Annotated in this window: 20 protein-coding genes and 1 tRNA gene; 7 read left to right on the top strand and 14 right to left on the bottom strand. The window is 67.9% G+C overall.

The annotated features are described in order from the left end of the window. Window positions 1–2 precede the first annotated feature (2 nt). The 7 genes from M9917_RS18425 to M9917_RS18395 all read right to left on the bottom strand — a co-directional run bounded on the left by M9917_RS18425 (window position 3) and on the right by M9917_RS18395 (window position 7,626). Window positions 3–1,007: a cation diffusion facilitator family transporter gene (locus M9917_RS18425; protein ID WP_297256116.1), complete on the bottom strand. Its 1,005-nt coding sequence runs from the start codon at window positions 1,005–1,007 to the stop codon at window positions 3–5. Window positions 1,008–1,099: 92 nt separating this feature from the next. Beyond that, on the bottom strand, window positions 1,100–1,294 hold the full coding sequence (locus M9917_RS18420; RefSeq protein ID WP_297256114.1) for a heavy-metal-associated domain-containing protein: 195 nt from the start codon (window positions 1,292–1,294) through the stop codon (window positions 1,100–1,102). 113 nt (window positions 1,295–1,407) lie between these two features. After that, entirely contained in the window at window positions 1,408–2,637 is a 1,230-nt protein-coding gene (chrA, locus tag M9917_RS18415; protein WP_297256112.1) for a chromate efflux transporter, read from the bottom strand. 141 nt (window positions 2,638–2,778) lie between these two features. Then, the gene (locus M9917_RS18410; protein ID WP_465246402.1) at window positions 2,779–3,495 is read right to left on the bottom strand and encodes an amino acid ABC transporter ATP-binding protein; all 717 of its coding nucleotides are present in this window, start codon (window positions 3,493–3,495) and stop codon (window positions 2,779–2,781) included. A 97-nt stretch (window positions 3,496–3,592) separates the two neighbouring features. Continuing rightward, window positions 3,593–4,972 carry an amino acid ABC transporter permease gene (locus M9917_RS18405; protein WP_297256110.1) on the bottom strand — a complete coding sequence of 460 codons (1,380 nt, stop codon included), beginning with the start codon at window positions 4,970–4,972 and terminating at the stop codon, window positions 3,593–3,595. 10 nt (window positions 4,973–4,982) lie between these two features. Beyond that, on the bottom strand, window positions 4,983–6,170 hold the full coding sequence (locus M9917_RS18400; RefSeq protein WP_465246401.1) for an amino acid ABC transporter permease: 1,188 nt from the start codon (window positions 6,168–6,170) through the stop codon (window positions 4,983–4,985). Window positions 6,171–6,603: 433 nt separating this feature from the next. Further along, window positions 6,604–7,626, bottom strand: coding sequence for an amino acid ABC transporter substrate-binding protein (locus M9917_RS18395; RefSeq protein WP_297256107.1), 1,023 nt, complete (start codon window positions 7,624–7,626; stop codon window positions 6,604–6,606). A 268-nt stretch (window positions 7,627–7,894) separates the two neighbouring features. Between M9917_RS18395 and metC the strand changes: the two genes are divergently transcribed. Then, on the top strand, window positions 7,895–9,085 hold the full coding sequence (gene metC, locus M9917_RS18390; protein WP_297256105.1) for a cystathionine beta-lyase: 1,191 nt from the start codon (window positions 7,895–7,897) through the stop codon (window positions 9,083–9,085). A gap of 168 nt (window positions 9,086–9,253) precedes the next feature. On the opposite strand, the gene clpX is transcribed toward metC, so the two are convergent. The 4 genes from clpX to M9917_RS18370 all read right to left on the bottom strand — a co-directional run bounded on the left by clpX (window position 9,254) and on the right by M9917_RS18370 (window position 13,169). After that, window positions 9,254–10,522, bottom strand: a complete 1,269-nt coding sequence (gene clpX / locus M9917_RS18385; RefSeq protein WP_297256103.1) for an ATP-dependent Clp protease ATP-binding subunit ClpX — start codon at window positions 10,520–10,522, stop codon at window positions 9,254–9,256. Window positions 10,523–10,786: 264 nt separating this feature from the next. Then, on the bottom strand, window positions 10,787–11,410 hold the full coding sequence (locus M9917_RS18380) for an ATP-dependent Clp protease proteolytic subunit (RefSeq protein ID WP_297256101.1): 624 nt from the start codon (window positions 11,408–11,410) through the stop codon (window positions 10,787–10,789). 162 nt (window positions 11,411–11,572) lie between these two features. After that, window positions 11,573–12,991 (bottom strand): trigger factor, encoded by a 1,419-nt coding sequence (gene tig / locus M9917_RS18375; protein ID WP_297256099.1) that lies wholly within the window; start codon window positions 12,989–12,991, stop codon window positions 11,573–11,575. 92 nt (window positions 12,992–13,083) lie between these two features. Beyond that, window positions 13,084–13,169: transfer RNA gene (locus M9917_RS18370), tRNA-Leu, on the bottom strand. A 166-nt stretch (window positions 13,170–13,335) separates the two neighbouring features. On the opposite strand from M9917_RS18370, the gene M9917_RS18365 reads away from it, so the two are divergent. Beyond that, the gene (locus tag M9917_RS18365; RefSeq protein WP_297256097.1) at window positions 13,336–14,748 is read left to right on the top strand and encodes a multicopper oxidase family protein; all 1,413 of its coding nucleotides are present in this window, start codon (window positions 13,336–13,338) and stop codon (window positions 14,746–14,748) included. Window positions 14,749–14,755: 7 nt separating this feature from the next. On the opposite strand, the gene gnd is transcribed toward M9917_RS18365, so the two are convergent. Next, a complete protein-coding gene (gene gnd / locus M9917_RS18360; RefSeq protein WP_297256095.1) occupies window positions 14,756–15,742 on the bottom strand; it encodes a phosphogluconate dehydrogenase (NAD(+)-dependent, decarboxylating) in 987 nt (328 codons plus the stop codon). 196 nt (window positions 15,743–15,938) lie between these two features. On the opposite strand from gnd, the gene M9917_RS18355 reads away from it, so the two are divergent. The 5 genes from M9917_RS18355 (at window position 15,939) to rpmG (ending at window position 20,418) form a co-directional block, all read left to right on the top strand. Beyond that, window positions 15,939–16,289, top strand: a complete 351-nt coding sequence (locus M9917_RS18355; protein WP_297256093.1) for a CZB domain-containing protein — start codon at window positions 15,939–15,941, stop codon at window positions 16,287–16,289. A gap of 267 nt (window positions 16,290–16,556) precedes the next feature. After that, window positions 16,557–18,944: a ribonuclease R gene (gene rnr / locus M9917_RS18350; RefSeq protein WP_465246390.1), complete on the top strand. Its 2,388-nt coding sequence runs from the start codon at window positions 16,557–16,559 to the stop codon at window positions 18,942–18,944. Beyond that, on the top strand, window positions 18,944–19,390 hold the full coding sequence (locus tag M9917_RS18345) for a DUF983 domain-containing protein (protein WP_297256089.1): 447 nt from the start codon (window positions 18,944–18,946) through the stop codon (window positions 19,388–19,390). The genes rnr and M9917_RS18345 overlap by 1 nt, the downstream gene beginning before the upstream one ends. Continuing rightward, a complete protein-coding gene (locus M9917_RS18340; RefSeq protein WP_297256087.1) occupies window positions 19,387–20,121 on the top strand; it encodes an NUDIX hydrolase in 735 nt (244 codons plus the stop codon). The genes M9917_RS18345 and M9917_RS18340 overlap by 4 nt, the downstream gene beginning before the upstream one ends. 129 nt (window positions 20,122–20,250) lie before the next feature. Beyond that, on the top strand, window positions 20,251–20,418 hold the full coding sequence (gene rpmG / locus M9917_RS18335) for a 50S ribosomal protein L33 (protein ID WP_038367996.1): 168 nt from the start codon (window positions 20,251–20,253) through the stop codon (window positions 20,416–20,418). 74 nt (window positions 20,419–20,492) lie between these two features. On the opposite strand, the gene dprA is transcribed toward rpmG, so the two are convergent. Then, window positions 20,493–21,710 (bottom strand): DNA-processing protein DprA, encoded by a 1,218-nt coding sequence (gene dprA, locus M9917_RS18330; protein WP_297256080.1) that lies wholly within the window; start codon window positions 21,708–21,710, stop codon window positions 20,493–20,495. Window positions 21,711–21,714: 4 nt separating this feature from the next. Then, a complete protein-coding gene (plsY, locus tag M9917_RS18325) occupies window positions 21,715–22,338 on the bottom strand; it encodes a glycerol-3-phosphate 1-O-acyltransferase PlsY (protein WP_297256078.1) in 624 nt (207 codons plus the stop codon). Window positions 22,339–22,360 lie beyond the last annotated feature (22 nt).

The raw sequence follows: 22,360 nt of genomic DNA, 5'->3' as shown, positions 1-22,360 counted from the left end.
CCTCAGTGCGCGTGGCCATGGTGCGCCGGCACCGGGGCGGCTCGCTCCAGGCTGCAGCGGCTGACGCCATCCCAGTCGATGCCGATGGTCGGATGCTCGATGCCGAAACGCTCCTTCAGCTCCCGTTCGGCTCGCCTGACCACCGCGGCGAGGTCGGCATCGGCTTTCGGCTGGAGCTGGAGCGTCGCAAGCACGCGGCCGGAGGTGATCGACCAGACATGAACATGGTGGATGTTCTGCACGCCTTCGACCGTCCCCTTCAAATGGGCGGCGATCTTGTCGGCTTCCGCGTTGGCGGGCGCGCCTTCGAGGAGGATGTGCAGGGTCTTCTTCAGCAGGCCCCAGGCGCTGCGCAGGATCAGGAGCGAGACGAACACCGACAGGATCGGGTCGATCGGGGTCCAGCCCGTATACCAGATCACGATGGCCGCGACGATCGCGCCGACCGAACCCAGCAGGTCGCCCATGACGTGAAGCACGGCCCCCTTGATATTGACGTGCTCGGAGTCGCCGCGCGTCAGGTACCAGAGCACGAAGAGGTTCACCACCATGCCGACGCTGGCCACGACGAACATCGATCCGACCAGGATCGGCCGGGGTTCGAGAAACCGCTCGACGGCTTCGTAGACGATCCAGCCGACGATGCCGAACAGCGTCAAGGCGTTGACGAAGCCGGCGATGACCTCGAAGCGGGCATAGCCGAAGCTTCGCCGGCTGTCGGCCGCCCGGCGCCCGAGCCGGAAGGCGATATAGGCGAGGCCGAGCGCGATGGCGTCGGTCAGCATGTGGCCCGCATCGGCCAGCAGGGCCAATGAGCCGGACATGACGCCGCCGACCGCCTCGACGATCATGAACAAGAAGATCAGCACGAACGACACGAGAATCTTGCGCTCGTTGTCCGCGGTCACGGCAGGAGCGTGCGAATGGTCGTGATCGCCGTGATCGTGATTATGGCCGGAGTGGTCGTGCCCCTCGTGACCGGCATGATGGCGTGAGGACGGGGTCATGGCTGCTCGTTTCGGCTAACCTAAAACACATGAATAAGTATTCATATGTTAGTTTTTGAAAACGAGTCAAGCGCCGATCCGCGACCTCCGGATCAGCTCACGGTCGCCGGGTAGCCGGCCTGTTCGAGAACCCGCAAGATGGCGGCCTGTGCGGCGCTCGTTTCGACCCTGACCGAGCGTTCGGCGGGGTTGGCCTCGACCCTGGCCGCGGAATCGACCGACTGGATCGCCTTGGTGACGGACTTGGCGCAGCCGCCGCAGGACATGCCTTCGATCCTGAGTTCCATGAGATGGCTCCTTGGTTTCGATGTCACGGCCCTCAAGATGGGGCTTCCAACAATGGCAAGGTCAAGAGCGAAATTCCCGGCCGGCGGCGCTTGTCCTTGGCTCGCACAACGCCCTACGGAACGAGGGCGAAGCCCGCGCCTGTGGCTGCAAGGATCACCACGACCAGCCAGGACGGCGCCTTCCAGACCGCGAGGAGGAGAAATCCGGCCAGCGCGACGAGGAAGTCGCGCGGCGTGAGGACGGCGCTGGTCCAGACCGGGCTGTAGAGAGCGGCCCCGAGAATCCCGACCACCGCGGCATTGGCTCCCCGCATCGCCGCTTGCGCCGCGGCCTTCGTCCGCAAGGAATCCCAGAACGGCAGCGAGCCATAGACGAGCAACAGACCCGGAAGGAAGATCGCGACGAGCGCGATCGCCGCGCCGACGGCTCCCGAGGGCGGCAATGTCATCGCCGCTCCGAGATAGGCTGCAAAGGTGAAGAGCGGGCCGGGTATCGCCTGCGCAAGAGCGTAGCCGGCGAGGAAGGTCTCGCTCTCCACCCACCCTTTAGCGACCGTCTCGGCTTGCAGCAGCGGCAGGACGACATGTCCGCCGCCGAAGACCATGGCCCCCGAGCGGTAGAAGCCATCGAAGAGAGCGATGCCATGGGCCCCCGCGATCGAGGCCGCGATCGGCGGCAAGACCAGCAGCAGGACAAAGATCGTAAGCGCGGTGACGGCGGCACGGCGCGACACCGGAAAACCCAATGTCTCCCCGACAGCCGCGGGCGCGCCCCGGCAGAGCCGAAGCCCGGCAAGGGCCCCAACGGCGATGGCCAGGATCTGGCTCGGCGCGCCGGCGACGAACACCGAGATCGCGACGGCAAACAGCGCGATCGCCGCGCGCTGCCTGTCCGGCGTCAGAGCGCGCGCCATTCCCCACAAGGCGTGTGCGACGACGGCCACGGCGACGAGCTTGAGCCCATGCAGCAAACCCGCCGCGAGCGGGCCGCCGAGCGCGGCCGAACCTGCCGCGAAGGCGAACAGAACAAGCGCCGACGGCAGCGTGAAGCCTGCCCAGGCCGCCAGCCCGCCAGGAAGCCCGCCGCCGCGCAGGACGCCGAGCACAAAGCCGAGCTGGCTCGATGCCGGCCCGGGAAGGAACTGGCAGAGAGCCAGGAGATCGCCATACCCGGCTTCGTCGATCCAGCGGCGTTTCAGCACGAACTCGTCGCGGAAATAGCCGAGATGCGCCACCGGGCCGCCGAACGCGGTGCAACCGAGCTTGAGGAATGCGCCAAAGACCTCGCCGGGCGAGCCTCGGATCGCGCTGGCCTGCCTGTTCGAAGCGGATTCTGCGTTCATGGAGGAGCCCGTCGGCGGCCTGGGATTCGATCGGCGCCGCCGCGCTCATACCAGCCCGGTCGCGATGGGACGTTCGTACCTGACGGATCAAGCCTGCCCCGTTGCCGGAGCAGGCCTGTTCGCGGCGGACGTCGGGACCTCTCAGTGCAGGATCTGGGAGAGGAAGAGCTTAGTGCGCTCGTGCTGCGGGTTCTTGAAGAATTCGTCCGGCGTGTTCATCTCGACGATCTGGCCGGCGTCCATGAAGATCACCCGGTCGGCGACCTGCCGGGCGAAGCCCATCTCGTGCGTGACGCAGAGCATGGTCATGCCCTCGTCGGCCAGCGAGACCATGGTGTCGAGCACCTCCTTGACCATTTCCGGATCGAGCGCCGAGGTCGGCTCGTCGAACAGCATGATCTTCGGGCTCATGCACAAGGAACGGGCGATCGCCACGCGCTGCTGCTGGCCGCCCGAAAGCTGGCCTGGATATTTCGCCGCCTGCTCCGGAATCTTGACGCGCTTGAGATAGTGCATCGCGATCTCCTCGGCGTCCCGCTTGGGCATCTTCTTCACCCAGATCGGCGCGAGCGTCAGGTTGTCGAGGATGGTCAGATGCGGGAACAGGTTGAAATGCTGGAAGACCATGCCGACATCGCGGCGGATCTCGTCGATCTTCTTCAGGTCGTTGGTGAGCTCCGTGCCGTCGACGATGATCTGGCCCTTCTGGTGCTCCTCCAGCCGGTTGATGCAGCGGATCATCGTCGACTTGCCGGAGCCCGACGGCCCGCAGATGACGAGCTTCTCGCCACGCCCGACCTTGAGGTTGATGTCGCGCAGCACGTGGAACTCGCCGTACCACTTGTTGACGCCGATCATCTCCACCGCCGTCTCGGTGTTGAGCGAGGTCGGCTTCAGCGCCGCCGGTCGCGTCCCGGCCGTCCCGATATCTGCCATTGCCATGGTCATCGTCCTCTCAGCGTTTCTGGCCGGCGGCGAGGCGCTTCTCGACCGCGATCGAATAGCGTGACATCCCCCAGCAGCACAGGAAATAGAAAATCGCGGCGAAGGCATAGCCCGTCGACCGCGTCACCGGCGTCGCCCAGGTCGGGTCGATCAGCGTCGCCTCGATGGTGCGCAGGAAGTCGAAGATGCCGACGATGGCGACCAACGTCGTATCCTTGAACAGCCCGATGAAGGTGTTGACGATGCCCGGGATCACGATCCTGAGCGCCTGCGGCAGGATGATCAGCCGCATCATCTGCCAGTAGCCGAGGCCCAGCGACATCGCCCCCTCGTACTGGCCCTTCGGGATCGCCTGCAGGCCGCCGCGCACCACCTCCGCCATATAGGCGGCGGCGAAGAGCGCGACGCCGACCAGCGGCCGGAGCAGCCGGTCCGGCGACCATTCCTGCGGCACGAACAGCGGCAGCATGGTGTTGGCCATGAACAGCACGGTGATCAGCGGCACGCCGCGCACGAACTCGATGAAGATCACCGAGAGGAGCTGGATCGCCGGCAGCCGCGAGCGGCGCCCCAGCGCGAGCAGCACGCCCAGCGGCAGCGAGAAGACGATGCCGACCGCCGAGATCAGGAACGTCACCGTCATCCCGCCCCAAAGCCCGGTATCGACCCGCGGCAGCCCGATCCTGTCGTCGAGGAGCGCGAGAACCCCGAAGACGACGAGCGCGATCAGGATCAGGCGCTTGGGCCGGTAGAAGCGCAGCCAGGGCGGCGCGGCCTCCTCGACCGCGAGCTGCCCCTCGCCGATCCAGAACCGCATCAGCCTCGGCGCGAAGGACAGCACGATATAGAGCGCGGCGAGCGCGAAGCTCGCCAGGATCAGGAAGCGCAGGAAGCCCACCGCCCGATCGCCCCCTAACAGCAGGATGAAGGCGCTCGCCGGCAGGATGACGAAGAAGAAGAACGCGCCGATCTTCTTCAGCGGCGCCTTGCTCCAGAGCAGCCAGAACACGCCGAGCGCGAACATCGCGAAGACGATGTTGACCCGCCAGCGCTCCGCCACCGGATAGGAGCCGTAGATGAAGTACTGGAGCCGGTCCGCGACATAGGCCCAGCAGGCCCCGACCGGGCGCCCGGCCTTGCCGGCGAGGCAGGCGTCGCGGTTCTCGCCGGTCCAGACCGCATCGATGAGATAGAAGCGGACCAGCCCCGGAACCGTGTCGATGACGAGCCAGACGCAGATGAGCGTCAGAAACGCGTTGAGCGGGCTGGAGAACAGGTTCGCCCTCGCCCAGGCCAAGGGGCCGGCCACCGACAGCGGCGCCGGCTCCTGCTCCAGCGTCTCCTTGCGGACGAAGGCGTAGGGGGCGTTCTCGGTCGTTGCGTCGGTCATCGCGCGCCCCTCACCGTTCCACCAGCGCCATGCGCTTGTTGTAGATGTTCATGATGAGCGATGTCACCAGCGAGATCGTCAGGTAGACCGCCATCGTGATCGCCACGACCTCGACCGCCTGTCCGGTCTGGTTCAGGACCGTGCCGGTGAAGACCTGGACGAGGTCGGGATAGCCGATCACCACCGCCAGCGACGAGTTCTTGGTGAGGTTGAGATAGTTCGAGGTCAAGGGCGGGATGATGACGCGCATCGCCTGCGGGATGACGACGAGCTTCAGCGTCGGCCCGTTGCGCAGGCCCAGCGCATGCGCCGCCTCGCTCTGCCCCTTCGACACGGCGAGGATGCCGGCGCGCACCACCTCGGCGATGAAGGCCGCCGTATAGGTGCTCAGGCCGATGAGCAGCGCCACGAACTCCGGGAAGATCTGGATGCCGCCGCGCAGGTTGAAGCCGGCAAGCTCGGGATAGACGAAGGAGACCGGCCGGCCGGTGGCGACATAGACCAGCGCCGGCAGGGCCGCGATCAGGCAAAAGGCGACGAGGCCGACCGGATACTGCCGGCCGGTGGCCTCCTGCTGCCGGCGCGCCCAGGCGCGGAAGACGAAGGTGGCGGCAAGGCCGATCAGGAAGGCCCAGAGGATCAGGCCGCCGCCCGGCCCCAGTTGCGGATCGGGCAGATAAAGGCCGCGGTTGTTGAGCAGCGCGCCGGCGGGCAGCGCGATCGACTCGCGCGGATTGGGCAGCGGCTTCAGCACCGCGTTGTACCAGATGAAGAGCTGGAGCAGCAGCGGGATGTTGCGGATGCCCTCGACATAGATCATCGCGAGCTTGGCGATCACCCAGTTGTTCGACAGCCTGGCGACACCGACGAGGAAGCCCAGGATCGTCGCGAAGACGATGCCGAGCGCGGAGACCAGGAGCGTGTTCAGAAGGCCGACGAGGAAGGCGTCGCCATAGGTCGAGCCGCCCGAAGCCGAGAACGGGATCAGCTTCTGGTTGACGTCGAAGCCCGCCGCATTGTGCCAGAAGCCGAAGCCCGAGGCGATCTTCTGCGCCCTGAGGTTCTCGATCGCGTTCGACGCCGCCGACCAGACCAGGAAGCCGACGATCGCGATCATGGCGATCTGATAGGCATAGCCCCGGATCTTCGGGTCGTAGAACAACGAAGCCTTGCCGGGGGACGTCGTTTCGTGGGGAATGCTCGACACCTGTCACGCCCTCTTCGCTGCGCTTGGGATGGCCGGCGATCCTGCGGCGCCGCGGTTGCGCCGTGGTCGTCTCGTCAGTCCGTGCGACGCTTGCGGTTCTGCTGTCGGCGTCCGGCCGGCAGGCCGGTTTCGGCGGATCGGCTTAAAGCCTCAAGGCTTCCCGCCAGCGACCCCGCAGCGCATTCAGGTCATATTCGATCGTCGGTGGCACATCCCGGCCGGGCGGCCCCGAAGACGGTCTCAAAGGCAGGACGACGGCTTCCGCGGCGCGGCCGGCCCGTCCGCCGGATCGCAAGCCCGCCGGGCCATGGCCAGGGCGGCAAACAGACCCGGCTCCCGGCGCGGCGAGAAAAGCCGCGCCGGGCGCATGGGTGAATACGGGGCGCGCGCCGGCTCAAGCCTTGCGCGCGCGCCGCATGCCGCTTCAGCGAACCGGCGGCGCGTATTGCAGGCCGCCCTTGGTCCAGAGCGCGTTCTGGCCGCGGGCGATCTTGAGCAGCGAGCCCTGGCCGACATTGCGCTCGAAGCTCTCGCCGTAATTGCCGACATGCTTGACGATGCGGACCACCCAGTCCGGCGTCAGGCCGACCTGCTCGCCGAACTTGCCCTCGGTGCCGAGCAGGCGCTTGATCTCGGGATTATCCGACTTGAGCTTCTCCTCGACGTTGGCCTGGGTGACGCCGAGCTCCTCGGCGTTCAGCATGGCGAAGCCGACCCATTTCACCAGGTTGAACCACTGCGGGTCGTTGTTGCGGACGGAAGGGCCGAGCGGCTCCTTGGAGATGATCTCCGGCAGGACGATGTGATCGTCGGGGTTGGCGAGCTTCAGGCGCTCGGCATAGAGGCCCGAGGCGTCGGTGGTGAAGGCGTCGCAGCGCCCGGCATCGTAGGCCTTGACCGTCTCGTCGGAGGTGGCGAAGGCGACGACCTCGTATTTCAGGTTGTTGGCGCGGAAATAGTCGGCGAGGTTGAGCTCGGTCGTGGTGCCCTGCTGCGTGCAGACCGAGGCGCCGTTGAGCTGCAGCGCCGAGTTCACGCCGAGCTTCTTGCGCACCAGGAAGCCCTGGCCGTCATAATAGTTCACGCCGGTGAAGAGCAGGCCGAGCGAGGCGTCGCGCGTCATCGTCCAGGTCGAGTTGCGCACCAGGACGTCGACCTCGCCCGACTGGAGCGCGGTGAAGCGGTCCTTGGCCGAGAGGGGCACGAACTTCACCTTGGTGGGGTCGTTGAAGATCGTCGCCGCGATGGCGCGGCAGACATCGACGTCGAGCCCCTTCCAGTTGCCCTGCGCGTCCGGAACGCCGAAGCCGGCGAGACCGGTATTCGAGCCGCAGATCAGGTTGCCGCGCTGCTTGATCTGCCCAAGCGTCGCCTGCGCCGAGGCGCCGGTCACGGACAATGCCAGACCGATCCCTGCCGTCAGCGCGGCTGCCAGAAACTTCTTCATCGATGCTCTCCCGTTGGAACCCGTTGCCCGGCTTAAGCCGGAAGTCGTCCCCGGGTCGCGCCGCCGGCGGTGTTTTTCACCGCTCGGTTCATCGTGCGATCACGCGGCGTACCCGTGTCCTTGAAAATCGCTTGCCAGAGTGACCCATGAGCGTCAAGCAACCGCCGCCTTCCTGCGGCGCCCCTTGTTCTCTGCATGGATCACATGCGAGTTTGTCAGAGTAGGTCAAGCCTGACCACGTTTTTCCTACTCCTCATCGTGCCGTTCCATGAAAAAGCCGACCTCGTCTGAGTTTAAGCGCCTCGGCGCGCGCACGCGCCTCGTGCTGGCCGGGCGGGACCCGGCCGATAGCTACGGGTTTGTCAATCCGCCTATCGTACGAGGCTCGACGGTGGTCTATCCGAACACGGAAGACTTCCTGGCCCGCAAGGCGCGCTACAGCTACGGCACGGATGGCAGCCCGACGCTCGACGCGCTGATCGCGGCCGCCGGCACGATCGAGGGCGGCGCCGGCGTCGTCGCGACGCCCTCCGGGCTGATGGCCTGCACGCTCGCCTTCCTCGCCATGCTCTCGGCCGGCGACCACGTCCTGGTGACGGACAGCGTCTACCGGCCGACGCGGATCTTCTGCGACGGCCTCTTGAAGCGTATGGGCGTCGAGACGACGTATTACGACCCGCTGATCGGCGGCGACATCGCCAAGCTGTTCAAGCCCAACACCAGGGCCGTCTGGACCGAGGCGCCGGGCTCCCAGACCTTCGAGATGCAGGATATCCCGGCGATCGTCACCGCTGCGCATGAGCGCGGCATCCTGGTGGGGATGGACAACACCTGGGCGACGCCGCTGTTCTTCGACAGCCACGGCTTCGGCGTCGACCTTTCCGTGCAGGCGGGGACCAAATACTACGCCGCCCATTCGGACGTGCTGATCGGCACCGTCTCGGCCCGGACGCCGGCGCTGTTCAGGGCGCTGCGCGACACCTGGAAGCAGCTCGGCCTGATCGTCGCGCCCGAGGACGCGTTCCTGACGCTGCGCGGCATGCGCACGATGGCGCTGCGCCTCAAGGAGCAGATGGCGGCCGGCATCGCCATGGCGGAATGGCTCAGGCAGCGGCCGGAGGTTGCCCGCGTCCTCCACCCAGCTTTGCCAGGCGCGCCGGGGCATGCGATCTGGAAGCGCGATTTCACCGGCGCCTCCTCGCTCTTCTCCTTCGAGCTGAAGCCGGCCTCGATGAAGGCGGTCGGCGCGATGCTCGACGGGCTGACGCTGTTCGGGATCGGCGCCTCGTGGGGCGGCTATGAAAGCCTCGTCCTGCCCTTCGACTGCCGGGATTACCGCACCGCCACGGCGCCTGGCTTCGAGGGACCGACGATCCGCATCCATATCGGGCTCGAGGACATCGAGGACCTGAAGGCCGACCTCGCCGCCGGCTTCGAGCGGCTCAGCGCGGCAGGCTGAGCCGCGCGGCCGTCATTCCTGGGCTTCGCGTAGCGAGGAACCCGGAACCCACGGCCGGGCGAGACATTCCATACCCGGGTGCAGGCCGCCCACCCAGTCGTGGGTTCCGGGTTCGCGCCTTGAGGCGCGCCCCGGAACGACAGGGGCGGTTCCAAGACCCGTGCGCCCTCAGGCCGAGGCGGTCTTGGTCTCGTCCTCGCGCTCGGCGTAGATGAAGAGCGGGCGCGCCTTGTTCTCCACCGCCTCGGGGCCGATCACCACCTCGTCGACGCCTTCCAGGCCCGGCAGCTCGTACATGGTCTCGAGCAGGATGCCCTCCATGATCGAACGCAGGCCGCGCGCGCCGGTCTTGCGCTCGATCGCCTTGCGGGCGATCAGGCTGACCGCCTCGTCGGTGAAGGTGAGCTGGGTGTCCTCCATCTCGAACAGGCGCTGATACTGCTTGACCAGCGCGTTCTTCGGCTCGGTCAGAATCGTCTTCAGCGCCGCCTCGTCGAGGTCCTCCAGCGTCGCCAGCACCGGCAGGCGGCCGACGAATTCCGGGATCAGGCCGAACTTCAGCAGATCCTCGGGCTCGACCTGGCGGAAGATCTGGCCGATGCGGCGGTCGTCGGGCGCCTCGACCTTGGCGCCGAAGCCGATCGAGGTGCCCTTGCCGCGGCTCGAGATGATCTTGTCGAGGCCGGCGAAGGCGCCGCCGCAGATGAACAGGATGTTCGTGGTGTCGACCTGCAGGAATTCCTGCTGCGGATGCTTGCGCCCGCCCTGCGGCGGCACGGAGGCGACGGTGCCCTCCATGATCTTGAGCAGCGCCTGCTGGACGCCCTCGCCCGAGACGTCGCGGGTGATCGAGGGGTTGTCCGACTTGCGGCTGATCTTGTCGATCTCGTCGATATAGACGATGCCGCGCTGCGCCCGCTCGACATTGTAGTCGGAGGCCTGGAGCAGCTTGAGGATGATGTTCTCGACATCCTCGCCGACATAGCCGGCTTCCGTCAGCGTCGTCGCGTCGGCCATGGTGAAGGGCACGTCGAGGATGCGGGCGAGCGTCTGCGCCAGCAGCGTCTTGCCCGAGCCCGTCGGCCCGATCAGCAGGATGTTCGACTTGGCGAGCTCGATGTCGTTCTGCTTCGTCGCATGCGAAAGGCGCTTGTAATGGTTGTGCACCGCGACCGAGAGCACCTTCTTGGCGTGCTCCTGGCCGATGACGTAGTCGTCGAGGACCTTGCGGATCTCCTTCGGCGTCGGCACGCCGTCCTTCGACTTCACCAGCGCGGATTTCGATTCCTCGCGGATGATGTCCATGCACAGCTCGACGCATTCATCGCAGATGAACACGGTCGGCCCCGCGATGAGCTTGCGGACCTCGTGTTGGCTCTTGCCGCAGAAAGAGCAGTAGAGCGTGCTCTTCGAATCGCCGCTGGGCTTGCTAGCCATCGTCCATCTCCAGTTCGGGAGCCGGGAGCCATGCCCGCCGGGGCGGACGGCCTTCGTCTCTCGGTCACACTTAAGCGCTCAGATCACGATGATTGGGTTAACGGCCCGCTCCGGTACATCCGGACTAAGCGGGCCGGCCCAAGCCGGATCAGAATGGAGCACCCGTCCGCTCACCCCCGGCTCCATGCAAACACGGGGCCGCCTTCCGTACAATATGGAGGCTCCGGCGCGCCGGGCCAACCCACAGGATCGCGAGTGCGGCGATCAGCCTTCCGCCTCGGCGCGGCGCTCCATCACCTTGTCGATCAGGCCGAATTCGCGGGCCTGCTCGGCGGTCATGAAATTGTCGCGCTCCAGCGCGGCGTGGATATCCTCGTAGGAGCGGCCGGTGTGCTTGACGTAGATCTCGTTCAGGCGCCGCTTGAGGCTCTCGACCTCCTTGGCGTGGATCAGGATGTCGGTCACCTGGCCCTGATAGCCGCCGGAAGGCTGGTGAACCATGATGCGCGCGTTCGGCAGGGCGAAGCGCATGTCCTTGGCACCGGCGGTCAGGAGGAGCGAGCCCATCGAGGCCGCCTGCCCGACGCAGACCGTCGTCACCGGGCAGCGGATCAGCTGCATCGTGTCGTAGATCGAGAGGCCGGACGTCACCACCCCGCCGGGCGAGTTGATGTAGAAGGAAATCTCCTTCTTCGGGTTCTCGGCCTCGAGGAACAGGAGCTGGGCCACGATCAGCGAGGCGGAGAAGTCCTCGACCGGGCCGGTCAGGAAGATGATGCGCTCGCGCAGCAGGCGCGAATAGATGTCGAAGGCGCGCTCGCCGCGGCTCGACTGCTCGACCACCATCGGGACGAGATTGTTGTAGGTCTCGAGCGGATCGCGAAGCATGGATCAATCCTCGGGTCGGAGCGCCGTATCGCGGCGATGTCATCGAATCAGCGGCGTCTTGGAAGACACCCACATAAGCACGGCGAAGGCGGCTGAAAAGGGAAACGCCGCCGGTCGCGAAGGCCGGCGGCGCGATCGTTGCCGTTAAGGTTGCCGACGGGATCAGGCGGAGGCGTCCTCGGCCTTCTTCGCCTTCTTGCCGGCGGCCTTCTTCGGCTTCGCCTCGGTCGCATCCTCGGCCTCGTCGTCGGCGAAGAGCGCCTCGCGCGAGACCGTCTCGTCGGCGACCTTCACCTGGCCGAGCAGATGGTCGACGACCTTCTCCTCGAAGATCGGGGCGCGGATCTCGGCCAGCGCCTGCGGGTTCTTGCGGTAGAACTCCCAGACCTGCTTCTCCTGGCCGGGGAACTGGCGGGCGCGCTCGATCAGGGCCTGCGTCACCTCCTCGTCCGAGATCTGCACCTTGGCCTGCTCGCCGATCTCGGCCAGGACGAGGCCGAGCCGCACGCGCCGCTCGGCGATCCTGCGATAGTCGGCGCGGGCGGCGTCCTCGGTCGTATCCTCGTCGGCGAAGGTCTTGTTCGCCTGCTTCATGTCGGCCTCGACCTGGCTCCAGACCGAGGCGAACTCCTGCTCGACCAGGGTCGGCGGCAGATCGAAGGCGTATTTGCCGTCGAGCGCATCGAGCAGGCCCTTCTTGAGCTTGCGGCGCGACTGGACGGTGAAATCGCGGCCGATCTGCTCGCGCACGGCTTCCTTGAGCTTGTCGAGCGATTCCATGCCGAACGACTTGGCGAGCTCGTCGTCGATCTTGACCGCGTCCGGCCCCTGCACGTCGGTGACGGTGACCTCGAACTCGGCCGGCTTGCCGGCGAGATTCTGGGCGCCATAGTTCTCCGGGAAGGTGACCTTGACGGTGCGCGTCTCGCCGACCTTGGCGCCCTCGAGCTGCTCCTCGAAGCCGGGGATGAACTGGCCGGCGCCGAGATCGAGCGGGATCGCCTCGCCCGTGCCGCCGTCGAACTTCTCGCCGTCGAGCGTGCCGACGAAGGAGATGATCAGGCGGTCGCCGGTCGCGGCCTTGGCCTTCTCGCCCCTGGAGGTATAGCTGCGGTTGCCGGCAGCCATGCGCTCCAGCGCGGCCTCGACATCGGCGTCGGGAATCTCGGCGACGGGCTTGACGAGCGAGACGTCGGAAAGATCGGCGAGCTCGATCTTCGGCAGCACCTCGAGCGCGACGGTGAAGGCGAGATCGCCCTTGGCCTCCATCGCGGCCTCGATCTCCTCCTTGTTCTCCGGGAAGCGGATCTGCGGCTCGAAGGCGAGCTTCAGGTTGTTGTCGGCGACGATCTTCTGGTTCGCCTCGTTGACGGCGTTCTGGAGCACGTCGGACATGACCGAGCGGCCATAGAGCCGGCGCAGATGCGCGACCGGCACCTTGCCGGGACGGAAGCCGTTGATGCGGGCCTTGCCCTGGAGATCCTGGAGGCTGCCGTCGAGCCTGGACTTCAGATCGGCGGCGTTCAGCACCACCTGGAATTCGCGCTTGAGGCCCTGGGACAGGGTTTCGGTCACGTTCATTTTTGTACCGCCAACAGCTCGTTTACGTCTCAATGTCCAAAGCGCGGCGCCGGTTCCGGCCGCCGCCACGCTCGCGAAAGAATCCTGACCGGTGGTGCGGGCGGAGGGACTCGAACCCCCACGACTTTCGCCGCTGGAACCTAAATCCAGTGCGTCTACCAAGTTCCGCCACGCCCGCCGGCCCGATAGCGCCGCGCGCGAGCAAACGCAGCGCGGCCATCGTCAAGCCGCAGGGCTATACGCATTTCGTCCGGGCCATGCAGCAAAAAAATGACGATCCGGCAAAACAGGCCTTTCGCCGTCGCCTCTCGCCAGAGCGGCCGGCCCGGATTATGCGGGATGCCATGACGAAGCCGCCCGCCGCCCCGCTCCCCCTCACCCGCCGCCGCCTGCTTACGGGGTTCGGCGGGGCCTGCCTGATCGCACCGCGCGCGGGCTTCGCGCAATCGTCAGGGCCGGCCGAGCAGCGAACGCTCGTCGCCGCCCCGGCGAAGGCGCGCTTGCGCCCCTCGCCGCCGGTCGACACCGAGATCTGGGCGTTCGACGGCGCCACGCCCGGCCCCACCTTACGAATCAAGCAGGGCGAGAGCCTGAATCTCAAGCTGGAGAACAAGACGGCGGCGCCGCTCGACCTGCACTGGTACGGCCTGCGCGGCGAGGCGGAACGCGGCGGCACGACGACGCTCGCACGCCCGCCGATCCAGCCGGGCGAGACGGGCGAATTCCGCCTCACGCCGCCCGATCCCGGCACGCTGCTCTATCGCCCGCTCATACCCGGCGGCTCGTCCGAGCCCGCGGGCCGCGGCCTGAGCGGGCTCCTGATCGTCGCGGAACCCGAGCCGCCGGCAGTCGATCTCGACCTCGCCGTGCTCGTCACCGACTGGCTGCTCGGCGACGACCAGGCGCTCCAGCCCTTCGTGCTGCAGGGCAACGCCGCGGCCTCGGCCGGGCGGCTGGGAAGCTGGCTCACCGTCAACGGCCGCTCGCCGCCGCTGCCGGTTTCGGCCCGGCCGGGGGCGCGCATCCGCCTCAGGCTCGCCAATGCCTGCAATGCCCGGATCATGCGGCTGCGCTTCGACGGCGGCAAGGCGACCGTGATCGCGGTCGACAGCCAGCCGACGGAGAGCTTCGCGCCGGTGCGCTCGCAACTGCCCTTCGCGCCGGGCACACGCTACGACGTCGTCCTCGACCTGCCGGAGGAGGCCGGCGCCGCCGTCAACGTCACCGCCCTGATCGGGCCGGGCCTGCCGCTCATCAGGATCGTCACCGCCGGCGAGAAGAAGGCGCCGATGACCGAGCCCCCGGCGCTGCCGCTCAACCCGGCGCTTCCGGCCGCCGTGCGGATGCAGGACGCGCTGCGGCCCGAACTCGTGATCGAGGGCGGGGCGACGCTCACGGAAGACCGGACGCTGGATTTCGCCGGCCTCGACCTCGCCCGGCCGTGGCGGATCAATGGCGGCCTCGGCTCCTTCGACGGCAAGCCGCTGTTCAGCGTCAAGCGTGGCACGCCGATCGTCATGGCCATCGACAACCGCACCGCCTTCGTCCAGCCGGTGCATGTCCACGGCCACAGCTTCCGGCTGCTGCACCCGCTCGACGACGGCTGGGAGACCTATTTCCTCGACACCGTGCAGATCCCGGAGCGCAAGAAGCTGCACATCGCCTTCATCGCCGACAATCCGGGCCGCTGGCTGATCTCGTCGACGGTGCTGGAGCGGTTCGATCTCGGGGTCTGGAGCTGGTTCGAGGTGGCGTGAGGCGGCCTCAACCCGGCTTTTTCGGCTCGACATGGCCGCCGAAGCCGGCGCGCATGGCCGAGAGGATCTTCTCGCCGAAGGTGTGGTCGAGGCGCGAGCGGAAGCGCGCGAACAGCGCCGCGGTCAGCACCTCGGCCGGCGTCGCGGTCTCGACGGCGGCATCGACCGTCCAGCGGCCCTCGCCCGAATCCGAGACGTTGCCGGTGTAGGCGGACAATTCCTCGTCGGCGGCCAGCGCCTCGGCCGTCAGGTCGAGCAGCCAGGAGGTGACGACCGAGCCGCGGCGCCAGACCTCGGCGATCTCGGCGACGTCGAAATCAAAGCCGTATTCGGCCGGCAGGCCCTCGCTGGCGGAGGCGTTGCGCAAGAGGTCGAAGCCCTCGGCAAAAGCCTGCATCATGCCGTATTCGATGCCGTTATGGACCATCTTGACGAAATGGCCGGAGCCGGTCGGGCCGCAATGCAGATAGCCTTGCTCGCTCGTGGATTTTCGGCCCTCGCGATGCCGCGTCGGCTCGATTGCGCCCTTGCCCGGCGCCAGCGCCGCGAAGATCGGCTCCAGCCGGTCGAAGGCCGCCCTGTCGCCGCCGATCATCAGGCAATAGCCGCGCTCCAGCCCGTGGACGCCGCCGGAGGTGCCGGCATCCATGTAATGGATGCCCCTGGCCGTGAGCTCGCGGCCGCGGCGGACATCGTCCTTCCAGAAGGCGTTGCCGCCGTCGATCAGCGTATCGCCCGCCGCGACCAGGCCTGAAAGCGTGGCGAGCGTCGCTTCCGTGACGCTGCCTGCCGGCAGCATCACCCAGATCGCGCGTGGCGCCTTCAATTTCGCGACCATGTCCTTGAGATCGGCGGCAACGGTCGCGCCGTCGGCGGCGAGCGCCCGGCCCGGCTTCGGATCGCGGTCGTAGACCACGCATTCATGACCGGCGCGCATCAACCGGCGCACGATGTTGCCGCCCATCCGGCCGAGGCCGATCACTCCAAGCTGCATGCCGCCACCTCCCGCGCGCCCGCCGCCCTGCGGCAGCCGGGACTACCGTTTCATTGCACCGTGAGCACGGGGCGGCAAGCCGGGTCGGGCGCAAGCGCGGCCGGCAAGCTTTGATTCAGATCAACGCCTCGCTTGAGGAATGTTTAACCGGCCCATGCAAAGCAAACCGCCACAACTTTGACCTGAGGAGGCAGGAATGAATTTCGACGACGCGATCAAGTCCCACAGCAACTGGAAGATGAAGCTCGGCACCTATATCCGCAATCCAGACCGCAGCCTGAAGGCGGTCGAGGTGGCGCGCGACGATGTCTGCCCGCTCGGCTGCTGGATACACGGCGATGGCCGCAGCTTCGCAACGCTGCCGGAATATGCGGTTCTCAAGGCCGCCCATGACCGCTTCCACAAGGCCGCGGCCGAGATCGTCCGCAAGGCCGATGCGGGCGAGACCGTCTCGAGCGACATCTCGCTCTCGGCGACCAGCCCCTATGCCAAGACGTCGATGGAAGTCGTGCAGGCGATCATGGCGATGAAGCGCAAGGCAGCCTGAGCGGGACGCAAGCGAACCCGCCGGCGGCGGCCGCCGCCGATCTCGACTTTCGTCGCGGTGCTCCCGTGCAGCTTTTGGCATTTACGAATGCCGGAGAATCGCCTTAGCCTCCTTCCCGTCGGCAACAACTGAAAGGAGGTGATCCAGTGTCTCATTGTCATCAACCGCTGGTGCAAGGCGGGCGGACCTGGACCTCTTCTTGCTGGGGTTTCTATTCCGCGTGAGTTTTGGCACCTTTGATCCGGCTCGCCGGGTCGCGGTTCGGCAATGGAAGGGCTGCCCGCAAGGGCAGCCCTTCTTGCTTTCGCGATACACGCATGCTGGCGCGCGGACGCAAGCCGTGGCAGAGAGGCGCCGTGTCACGCTTTCCTCTTCACGTCCCGAGCCCCGGCCGTGCCCGTCCCTGAACCGAGCCGCGAAGCGATCCTCGCCTTCATCGAGGAAGAGCGCGCCGCCGGCCGCGAGGTCGGCCGGCGCGAGATCGCCCGGGCCTTCGGGCTCGACCAGGGCGGCAAGATCTGGCTGAAGCGCCTGCTGCGAGAACTCGCCGAGGCCGGCGAGATCGGCGGCGACGGTGAGGTGCGCCCGGTGCATCCGCGCGGCGCGCTGCCGCCGGTGCTGCTCTGCGAGATCAAGCGCCGCGACCGCGAGGGCGACCTCATCGCGCAGCCGCTCGAATGGGACGAAGCCGGGCAAGGCGCGCCGCCGCAGATCCTGGTGGAACGCACCCGCGAGGGGCGGCGCAGGGACAAGGCGGCCGCTGCCGCGCCGGGCATCGGCGACCATGTCGTGCTGAAACTCACGCGGCTGCGCGGCGTCACGGGCTTCGGCTATTCCGGACGCGTGCTCAAGGTGATGGGCAAGGCCAGGGCCGCCGTGCTCGGCATCTTCCGCGCCCTGCCCGACGGCTCCGGCCGGCTCGTGCCGATCGACAAGAAGGCGCAGGGCCGCGAGGCGATCATCCCGAAGGGCCGCACGGACGAGGCGCAGGACGGCGACCTCGTCTCGGTCTCCTTGCGGCGCGAGAGCCGCTTCGGCCCGCCCGAGGCACAGGTGCGCGAGCGTCTGGGCTCGATCAAGTCGGAGCGCGCCGTCAGCCTGATCGCGATCCACGCCCACGGCATCCCGCACGAATTCCCGCCCGCCGCGCTGAAGGAGGCGGCGGAAGCGCCGCTCGCAAGCCTGAAAGGCCGCGAGGACTGGCGCGACCTGGCCCTCGTCACCATCGACCCGGCCGACGCCAAGGACCATGACGACGCGGTCCATGCAGCGGCGGACGAAGACCCTGGCAATCCCGGCGGCTTCGTCGTCACCGTCGCCATCGCCGATGTAGCGGCCTATGTCACGCCGGGCTCCGCGCTCGACCGCGAGGCGCTGGAGCGCGGCAACTCGGTCTATTTCCCCGACCGCGTCGTGCCGATGCTACCGGAGCGGATCTCGAACGACCTGTGTTCCTTGCGCGAGAACGAGGACCGGCCTGCCATGGCGGTCCGCATCGTGCTCAAGGCCGACGGTTCGAAGAAGGGCCACTCCTTCCACCGCGTGCTGATGCGCTCGGCGGCAAAACTCTCCTACGATCAGGCGCAGGCCGCCATCGACGGCAAGCCGGACGCCAAGACCGCCCCGATCCGCGAGAGCGTGCTGATGCCGCTCTGGGCGGCTTACGGCGTGGCGGCGCGCGCCCGCGACCGGCGCCAGCCGCTCGAGCTCGACCTGCCCGAGCGCAAGCTCGTCCTGAAGGCCGACGGCTCGGTCGACCGCGTCATGGTGCCGGAGCGGCTGGCGGCGCACCGGCTGATCGAGGAGTTCATGATCCTCGCCAACGTTGCCGCCGCCGAGACGCTGGAGAAGGCCGGCAGCCTCCTGATCTATCGCTGCCATGACGAGCCGACGCTGGAGAAGATGCGCGCGCTCGGCGAGGTTCTGGCCTCGATCGGCATCAAGCTGCCGCGGGACGGGGCGCTCAGGCCCGTGCTGTTCAACCGCATCCTGGCGATGATCAGGGGCTCGGAGAACGAGACGCTGATCAACGAGGTCGTGCTGCGCACGCAGGCGCAGGCCGAATACGTCGCCGAGAACTACGGGCATTTCGGCCTCAATTTGCACCGCTACGCCCATTTCACCTCGCCGATCCGCCGCTATGCCGATCTCGTCGTGCATCGCGCCCTGATCGCGGCGCTGAAGCTCGGCGACGACGGGCTGCCCAGGACCACGACGCTCGCGGAGCTGCGCGAGGTCGCGACGCGCATCTCGGCGGCCGAGCGGCGCGCCATGATGGCCGAACGCGAGACCACCGACCGGCTGATCGCGCATTTCCTCTCCGGCCAGATCGGCGCAAGCTTCGACGGGCGCATCGGCGGGGTCACCCGCTCCGGGCTGTTCGTCAAGCTCGACGGCACCGGCGCCGACGGCTTCGTCCCGGCCTCGACGCTCGGCGGCGACTATTATCGCTTCGACGAGGCGGCGCACGCGCTGACCGGCGAGCGCACAGGCGAGAGCTGGCGCCTCGGCGACCGGGTGCATGTCAAGCTGGTCGAGGCCGCCCCCGTCGCCGGCGCGCTGCGCTTCGAGATGCTCTCGGCCGGGCGAAAGGTGGCGACGGCCCGCGCCGGCAGGCGGCGCGGCGGCGGCACGTCTTTCGGCAAGAGGCGCTGATGGGAATCCGGATCAACGGCGTCGAAACCGCCCCGGCGGAGCGCAACTGGCGGCAGGCGATCTCGCGGGGCCTCAGGGGCCGCTGCCCGCATTGCGGGCGGGGCCGGCTGTTCCGCGCCTTCCTGAAGCCGGTCGAGGTCTGCGCCGCCTGCGGCGAAGAGCTGCACCACCAGCGCGCCGACGACCTGCCGCCCTATATCGTGATCACCATCGTCGGCCATATCGTCGTCGGCGGCCTGCTGCTCGCCGAGAAATTCGCCGACTGGCCGATGGAACGGCATATGATCATCTGGCCGGCCCTGACGCTCGTCCTCTCCTTCGCGCTGATCCAGCCGGTCAAGGGCGGGGTCATAGGCCTGCAATGGGCCGCGCGCATGCACGGCTTCGGCGGCGAGCCCGACCGGCCCGAGCGCCAACCCCTGCCCTCTCCCGGACCGCGCCAATGACCGACCACGTCCTCACCCTCAACCAGACCGAGCGGGCCCGCACCAAGGTCAACCTGCGTCCCAAGGACGCCGCGACCATGATGATCCTCGACCGCAGCGGCACCCGCCCCAAGGTGCTGATGGGCAAGCGCCATGCCGGCCATAAATTCATGCCGGGCAAATACGTCTTCCCCGGCGGGCGCGTCGACGACGGCGACCGGCGCATGGTCGCGACCGGAGCGGTGGCGCAGATCTGCGAGGACCGGCTCGGCAAGCGCTGCCTGCGCCCCGGCGCCGGCAAGGCGCGCGCGCTGGCCTTGGCCGCGATCCGCGAAACCTTCGAGGAAACCGGGCTCCTCTTCGGCTCGGCGGAGTTCGGCGCGCCGGAAGCCCCGCCGGCCGGAAGCTGGCACGATTTCGCGGCGCAGGGCGTCTTCCCCGATCTCTCGGCCGTCACCTTCGTCGCGCGCGCGATCACGCCGCCGCGCCGGCCGAAGCGGTTCGACACGCGCTTTTTCGCGATCGACGCCTCGGCCGTCGCCAGGCGGATCGAGGGCGTGGTCGGCCCCGATTCGGAGCTTGTCGACCTGGTCTGGGTCGATTTCGACGAGGCCAAGGCGCTCGACCTGCCGAGCATCACCAAGGTCGTCATCGAGGAGGTCGAGGCCCGCATCGCGGCGGGCTTCGCGCCCTGGCTGCCGGTCCCGTTCTACTGGGAGAAGCGCGGCAGCTTCGTGCGCGAGGAGCTCTGAGAGGGGCGAGCTTTCGTCCTTGACTTCGCCGGCCGGTTGCGGCATTCCCCGCGCTGACGGTTTGCCGGGCTCGCCCGGCCATTTTGTTTTCGCAAGGGCGCCAAGCCCGCACGGTTCGAGGATAGACCCATGGCCAAGGCCGTGACGATCAAGATCAAGCTGCTTTCGACCGCCGACACCGGGTTCTTCTACGTGACGAAGAAGAACTCGCGCACGATGACGGAGAAGATGTCGAAGAAGAAGTACGACCCGGTCGCGCGCAAGCACGTCGAGTTCAAGGAAACCAAGATCAAGTAAGGCGTAAACGGCCCGAATATCCGATCTGGATTTTGGAGAACCGCCCCTTCGCCGGGCGGTTCTTTCGTTTGGTTTCAAGGCATGCCGCGCGACAAGGCCCCGCCGGGATGGCGCCGGATCGCGCCCGTCAGCTCCAGCTCGAGCAGGACATGGCCGACCGCGCGGGCGGAAAGCCCGCTGGCGCGGACGAGATCGTCGAGCGCGATCGGCGTGGGGCCGAGCAGCTCGAGCAGGCGGCGGGCATCGGCGCCATCGGCGGGGCGCTCCGATTGCGGCGGCTGCGGCACGAAGCCGTCGTCATGGCGGGCATATTCGGGGGCCGGCAGGATCCCCGGCCAGTCGAGCTCGTCCCACATCGCCTCGGTCGGCGACGGCTCGAGCGTCTCGCGCATGGTCCGGGCCGGGGGCGGCAGGCCGGGCTCGCGCTGCCGCAGGGGATCGAGCGCCTCGATGACATGGGCGGCTTCCGCGCAGAGGATCGCGCCCTCCCGGATCAGGTGGTTGCCGCCCTCGGCGCGCGGGTCGAGCGGGGAGCCCGGAACGGCGAAGACCAGCCGGCCCTGTTCGTTGGCGAAGCGCGCCGTGATCAGCGAGCCCGAGCGGCGCGCCGCCTCGACCACGACCGTCCCCAGCGAAAGCCCGGAGACCAGGCGGTTGCGCCGCGGGAAATCGCGCGCGCGGGCGACCCAGCCGAGCGGCATCTCGCTGATCAGCGCGCCACGCTCGACGATACGGCGGGCGAGCGGGATGTTCTGCGGCGGATAGATCTCGTCGAGCCCGCCGGCGAGGACGGCGACCGTCCCGGTTTCGAGGCTCGCCTCGTGGGCGGCCGTATCGATGCCGCGGGCGAGCCCCGAGACGATCGCGAAATCGGCCTCGCCGAGCTCACGCGCGAGGCGGGCGGTGAATTTCAGGCCGGCGGCCGAGGCGTTGCGGGAGCCGACCAGCGCCACGCCCGGCCGTTGCAGCACCTCGGCCTGCCCGAGCACCGCGATGAGCGGCGGCGCCGAATCGATCGCCTGGAGCGGCACCGGATAGGCGGCTTCGCCCGAGGCGATCAACCGGCCGCCGAGGCGGTGCAGCGCCTCGAACTCGCGCTCGGCTTGCGCCGCCGGGCAGAGCCGGATGGCACGGCCGGCCTGACGGGCGAGATCCGGCAGGGCGTCGAGCGCGGCGGCCGCGCCGCCGAAGCGGTTCATCAGGGAGCGGAAGCTGCGCGGGCCGATGTTCTCGCTGCGGATCAGCCTGAGCCAGTCGAGGCGCTGGCGATCGGAGAGGACGATGCCGGCCATCCCGTCAGCCCTTCTGGCCGATCTTGCCTTCGGTCCCGGCGGCGAGCCGGGCGATGTTGCCTCTGTGCATGATCCAGAGCAGGAGCGTCAGAACGGCCATGACCAGCGCGGCCTGCGGCATCCCGGCCCAGAGCCAGAGCAGGAGCGGCGTCAGCAGGCTGGCGACCAGCGCGGCGAGCGAGGAATAACGCCAGATGCCGGCAATGCCGAGCCAGACCGCGGCGAAGACGAGCGCGACCGGAAGCTTCACGCCGATCAGCACGCCGAGATAGGTCGCGACGCCCTTGCCGCCCTTGAAACCCAGCCAGACCGGGAAGAGATGACCGAGAAAGGCGCCGAAGCCCGCCGCCAGCGCCGCCTCCGGGCCGCCGAGGAAGCGCGCCCCGACGAGCACCGCGGCCGTCCCCTTCAGCATGTCGCCGATGAGGGTCGCGGCCGCCAGCTTCTTGCTGCCGGTGCGCAGCACGTTGGTCGCGCCGATATTGCCGGAGCCGATGCTGCGCAGGTCCGGCCCGCCGGAAAGCTTCGTCACGACGATGCCGAAGGGGATCGAGCCGAAGAGATAGCCGATGACGAGGGCGATGAGCGTGGCCGGGCCGGAGAGGCCCCAGTTCAGAACATCCGTCATGCCGCCCATTTCCCCCGCGGTG

This window comes from Bosea sp. (in: a-proteobacteria) (assembly GCF_023953965.1).
Lineage (GTDB): Bacteria > Pseudomonadota > Alphaproteobacteria > Rhizobiales > Beijerinckiaceae > Allobosea.
The sequence above is the reverse complement of the archived record's forward strand: the minus strand, read 5'-3'. Positions and strand labels throughout refer to the sequence as shown.

What these genes read in the sequence shown, in the direction of transcription:
- M9917_RS18425 (WP_297256116.1), bottom strand. Translation starts at nt 1,007, where the DNA reads ATGACCCCGTCCTCACGCCATCATGCCGGTCACGAGGGGCACGACCAC.
- M9917_RS18420 (WP_297256114.1), bottom strand. Translation starts at nt 1,294, where the DNA reads ATGGAACTCAGGATCGAAGGCATGTCCTGCGGCGGCTGCGCCAAGTCC.
- chrA (WP_297256112.1), bottom strand. Translation starts at nt 2,637, where the DNA reads ATGAACGCAGAATCCGCTTCGAACAGGCAGGCCAGCGCGATCCGAGGC.
- M9917_RS18410 (WP_465246402.1), bottom strand. Translation starts at nt 3,495, where the DNA reads ATGATCGGCGTCAACAAGTGGTACGGCGAGTTCCACGTGCTGCGCGAC.
- M9917_RS18405 (WP_297256110.1), bottom strand. Translation starts at nt 4,972, where the DNA reads ATGACCGACGCAACGACCGAGAACGCCCCCTACGCCTTCGTCCGCAAG.
- M9917_RS18395 (WP_297256107.1), bottom strand. Translation starts at nt 7,626, where the DNA reads ATGAAGAAGTTTCTGGCAGCCGCGCTGACGGCAGGGATCGGTCTGGCA.
- metC (WP_297256105.1), top strand. Translation starts at nt 7,895, where the DNA reads ATGAAAAAGCCGACCTCGTCTGAGTTTAAGCGCCTCGGCGCGCGCACG.
- clpX (WP_297256103.1), bottom strand. Translation starts at nt 10,522, where the DNA reads ATGGCTAGCAAGCCCAGCGGCGATTCGAAGAGCACGCTCTACTGCTCT.
- M9917_RS18380 (WP_297256101.1), bottom strand. Translation starts at nt 11,410, where the DNA reads ATGCTTCGCGATCCGCTCGAGACCTACAACAATCTCGTCCCGATGGTG.
- tig (WP_297256099.1), bottom strand. Translation starts at nt 12,991, where the DNA reads ATGAACGTGACCGAAACCCTGTCCCAGGGCCTCAAGCGCGAATTCCAG.
- M9917_RS18365 (WP_297256097.1), top strand. Translation starts at nt 13,336, where the DNA reads ATGACGAAGCCGCCCGCCGCCCCGCTCCCCCTCACCCGCCGCCGCCTG.
- gnd (WP_297256095.1), bottom strand. Translation starts at nt 15,742, where the DNA reads ATGCAGCTTGGAGTGATCGGCCTCGGCCGGATGGGCGGCAACATCGTG.
- M9917_RS18355 (WP_297256093.1), top strand. Translation starts at nt 15,939, where the DNA reads ATGAATTTCGACGACGCGATCAAGTCCCACAGCAACTGGAAGATGAAG.
- rnr (WP_465246390.1), top strand. Translation starts at nt 16,557, where the DNA reads ATGGAAGGGCTGCCCGCAAGGGCAGCCCTTCTTGCTTTCGCGATACAC.
- M9917_RS18345 (WP_297256089.1), top strand. Translation starts at nt 18,944, where the DNA reads ATGGGAATCCGGATCAACGGCGTCGAAACCGCCCCGGCGGAGCGCAAC.
- M9917_RS18340 (WP_297256087.1), top strand. Translation starts at nt 19,387, where the DNA reads ATGACCGACCACGTCCTCACCCTCAACCAGACCGAGCGGGCCCGCACC.
- rpmG (WP_038367996.1), top strand. Translation starts at nt 20,251, where the DNA reads ATGGCCAAGGCCGTGACGATCAAGATCAAGCTGCTTTCGACCGCCGAC.
- dprA (WP_297256080.1), bottom strand. Translation starts at nt 21,710, where the DNA reads ATGGCCGGCATCGTCCTCTCCGATCGCCAGCGCCTCGACTGGCTCAGG.
- plsY (WP_297256078.1), bottom strand. Translation starts at nt 22,338, where the DNA reads ATGACGGATGTTCTGAACTGGGGCCTCTCCGGCCCGGCCACGCTCATC.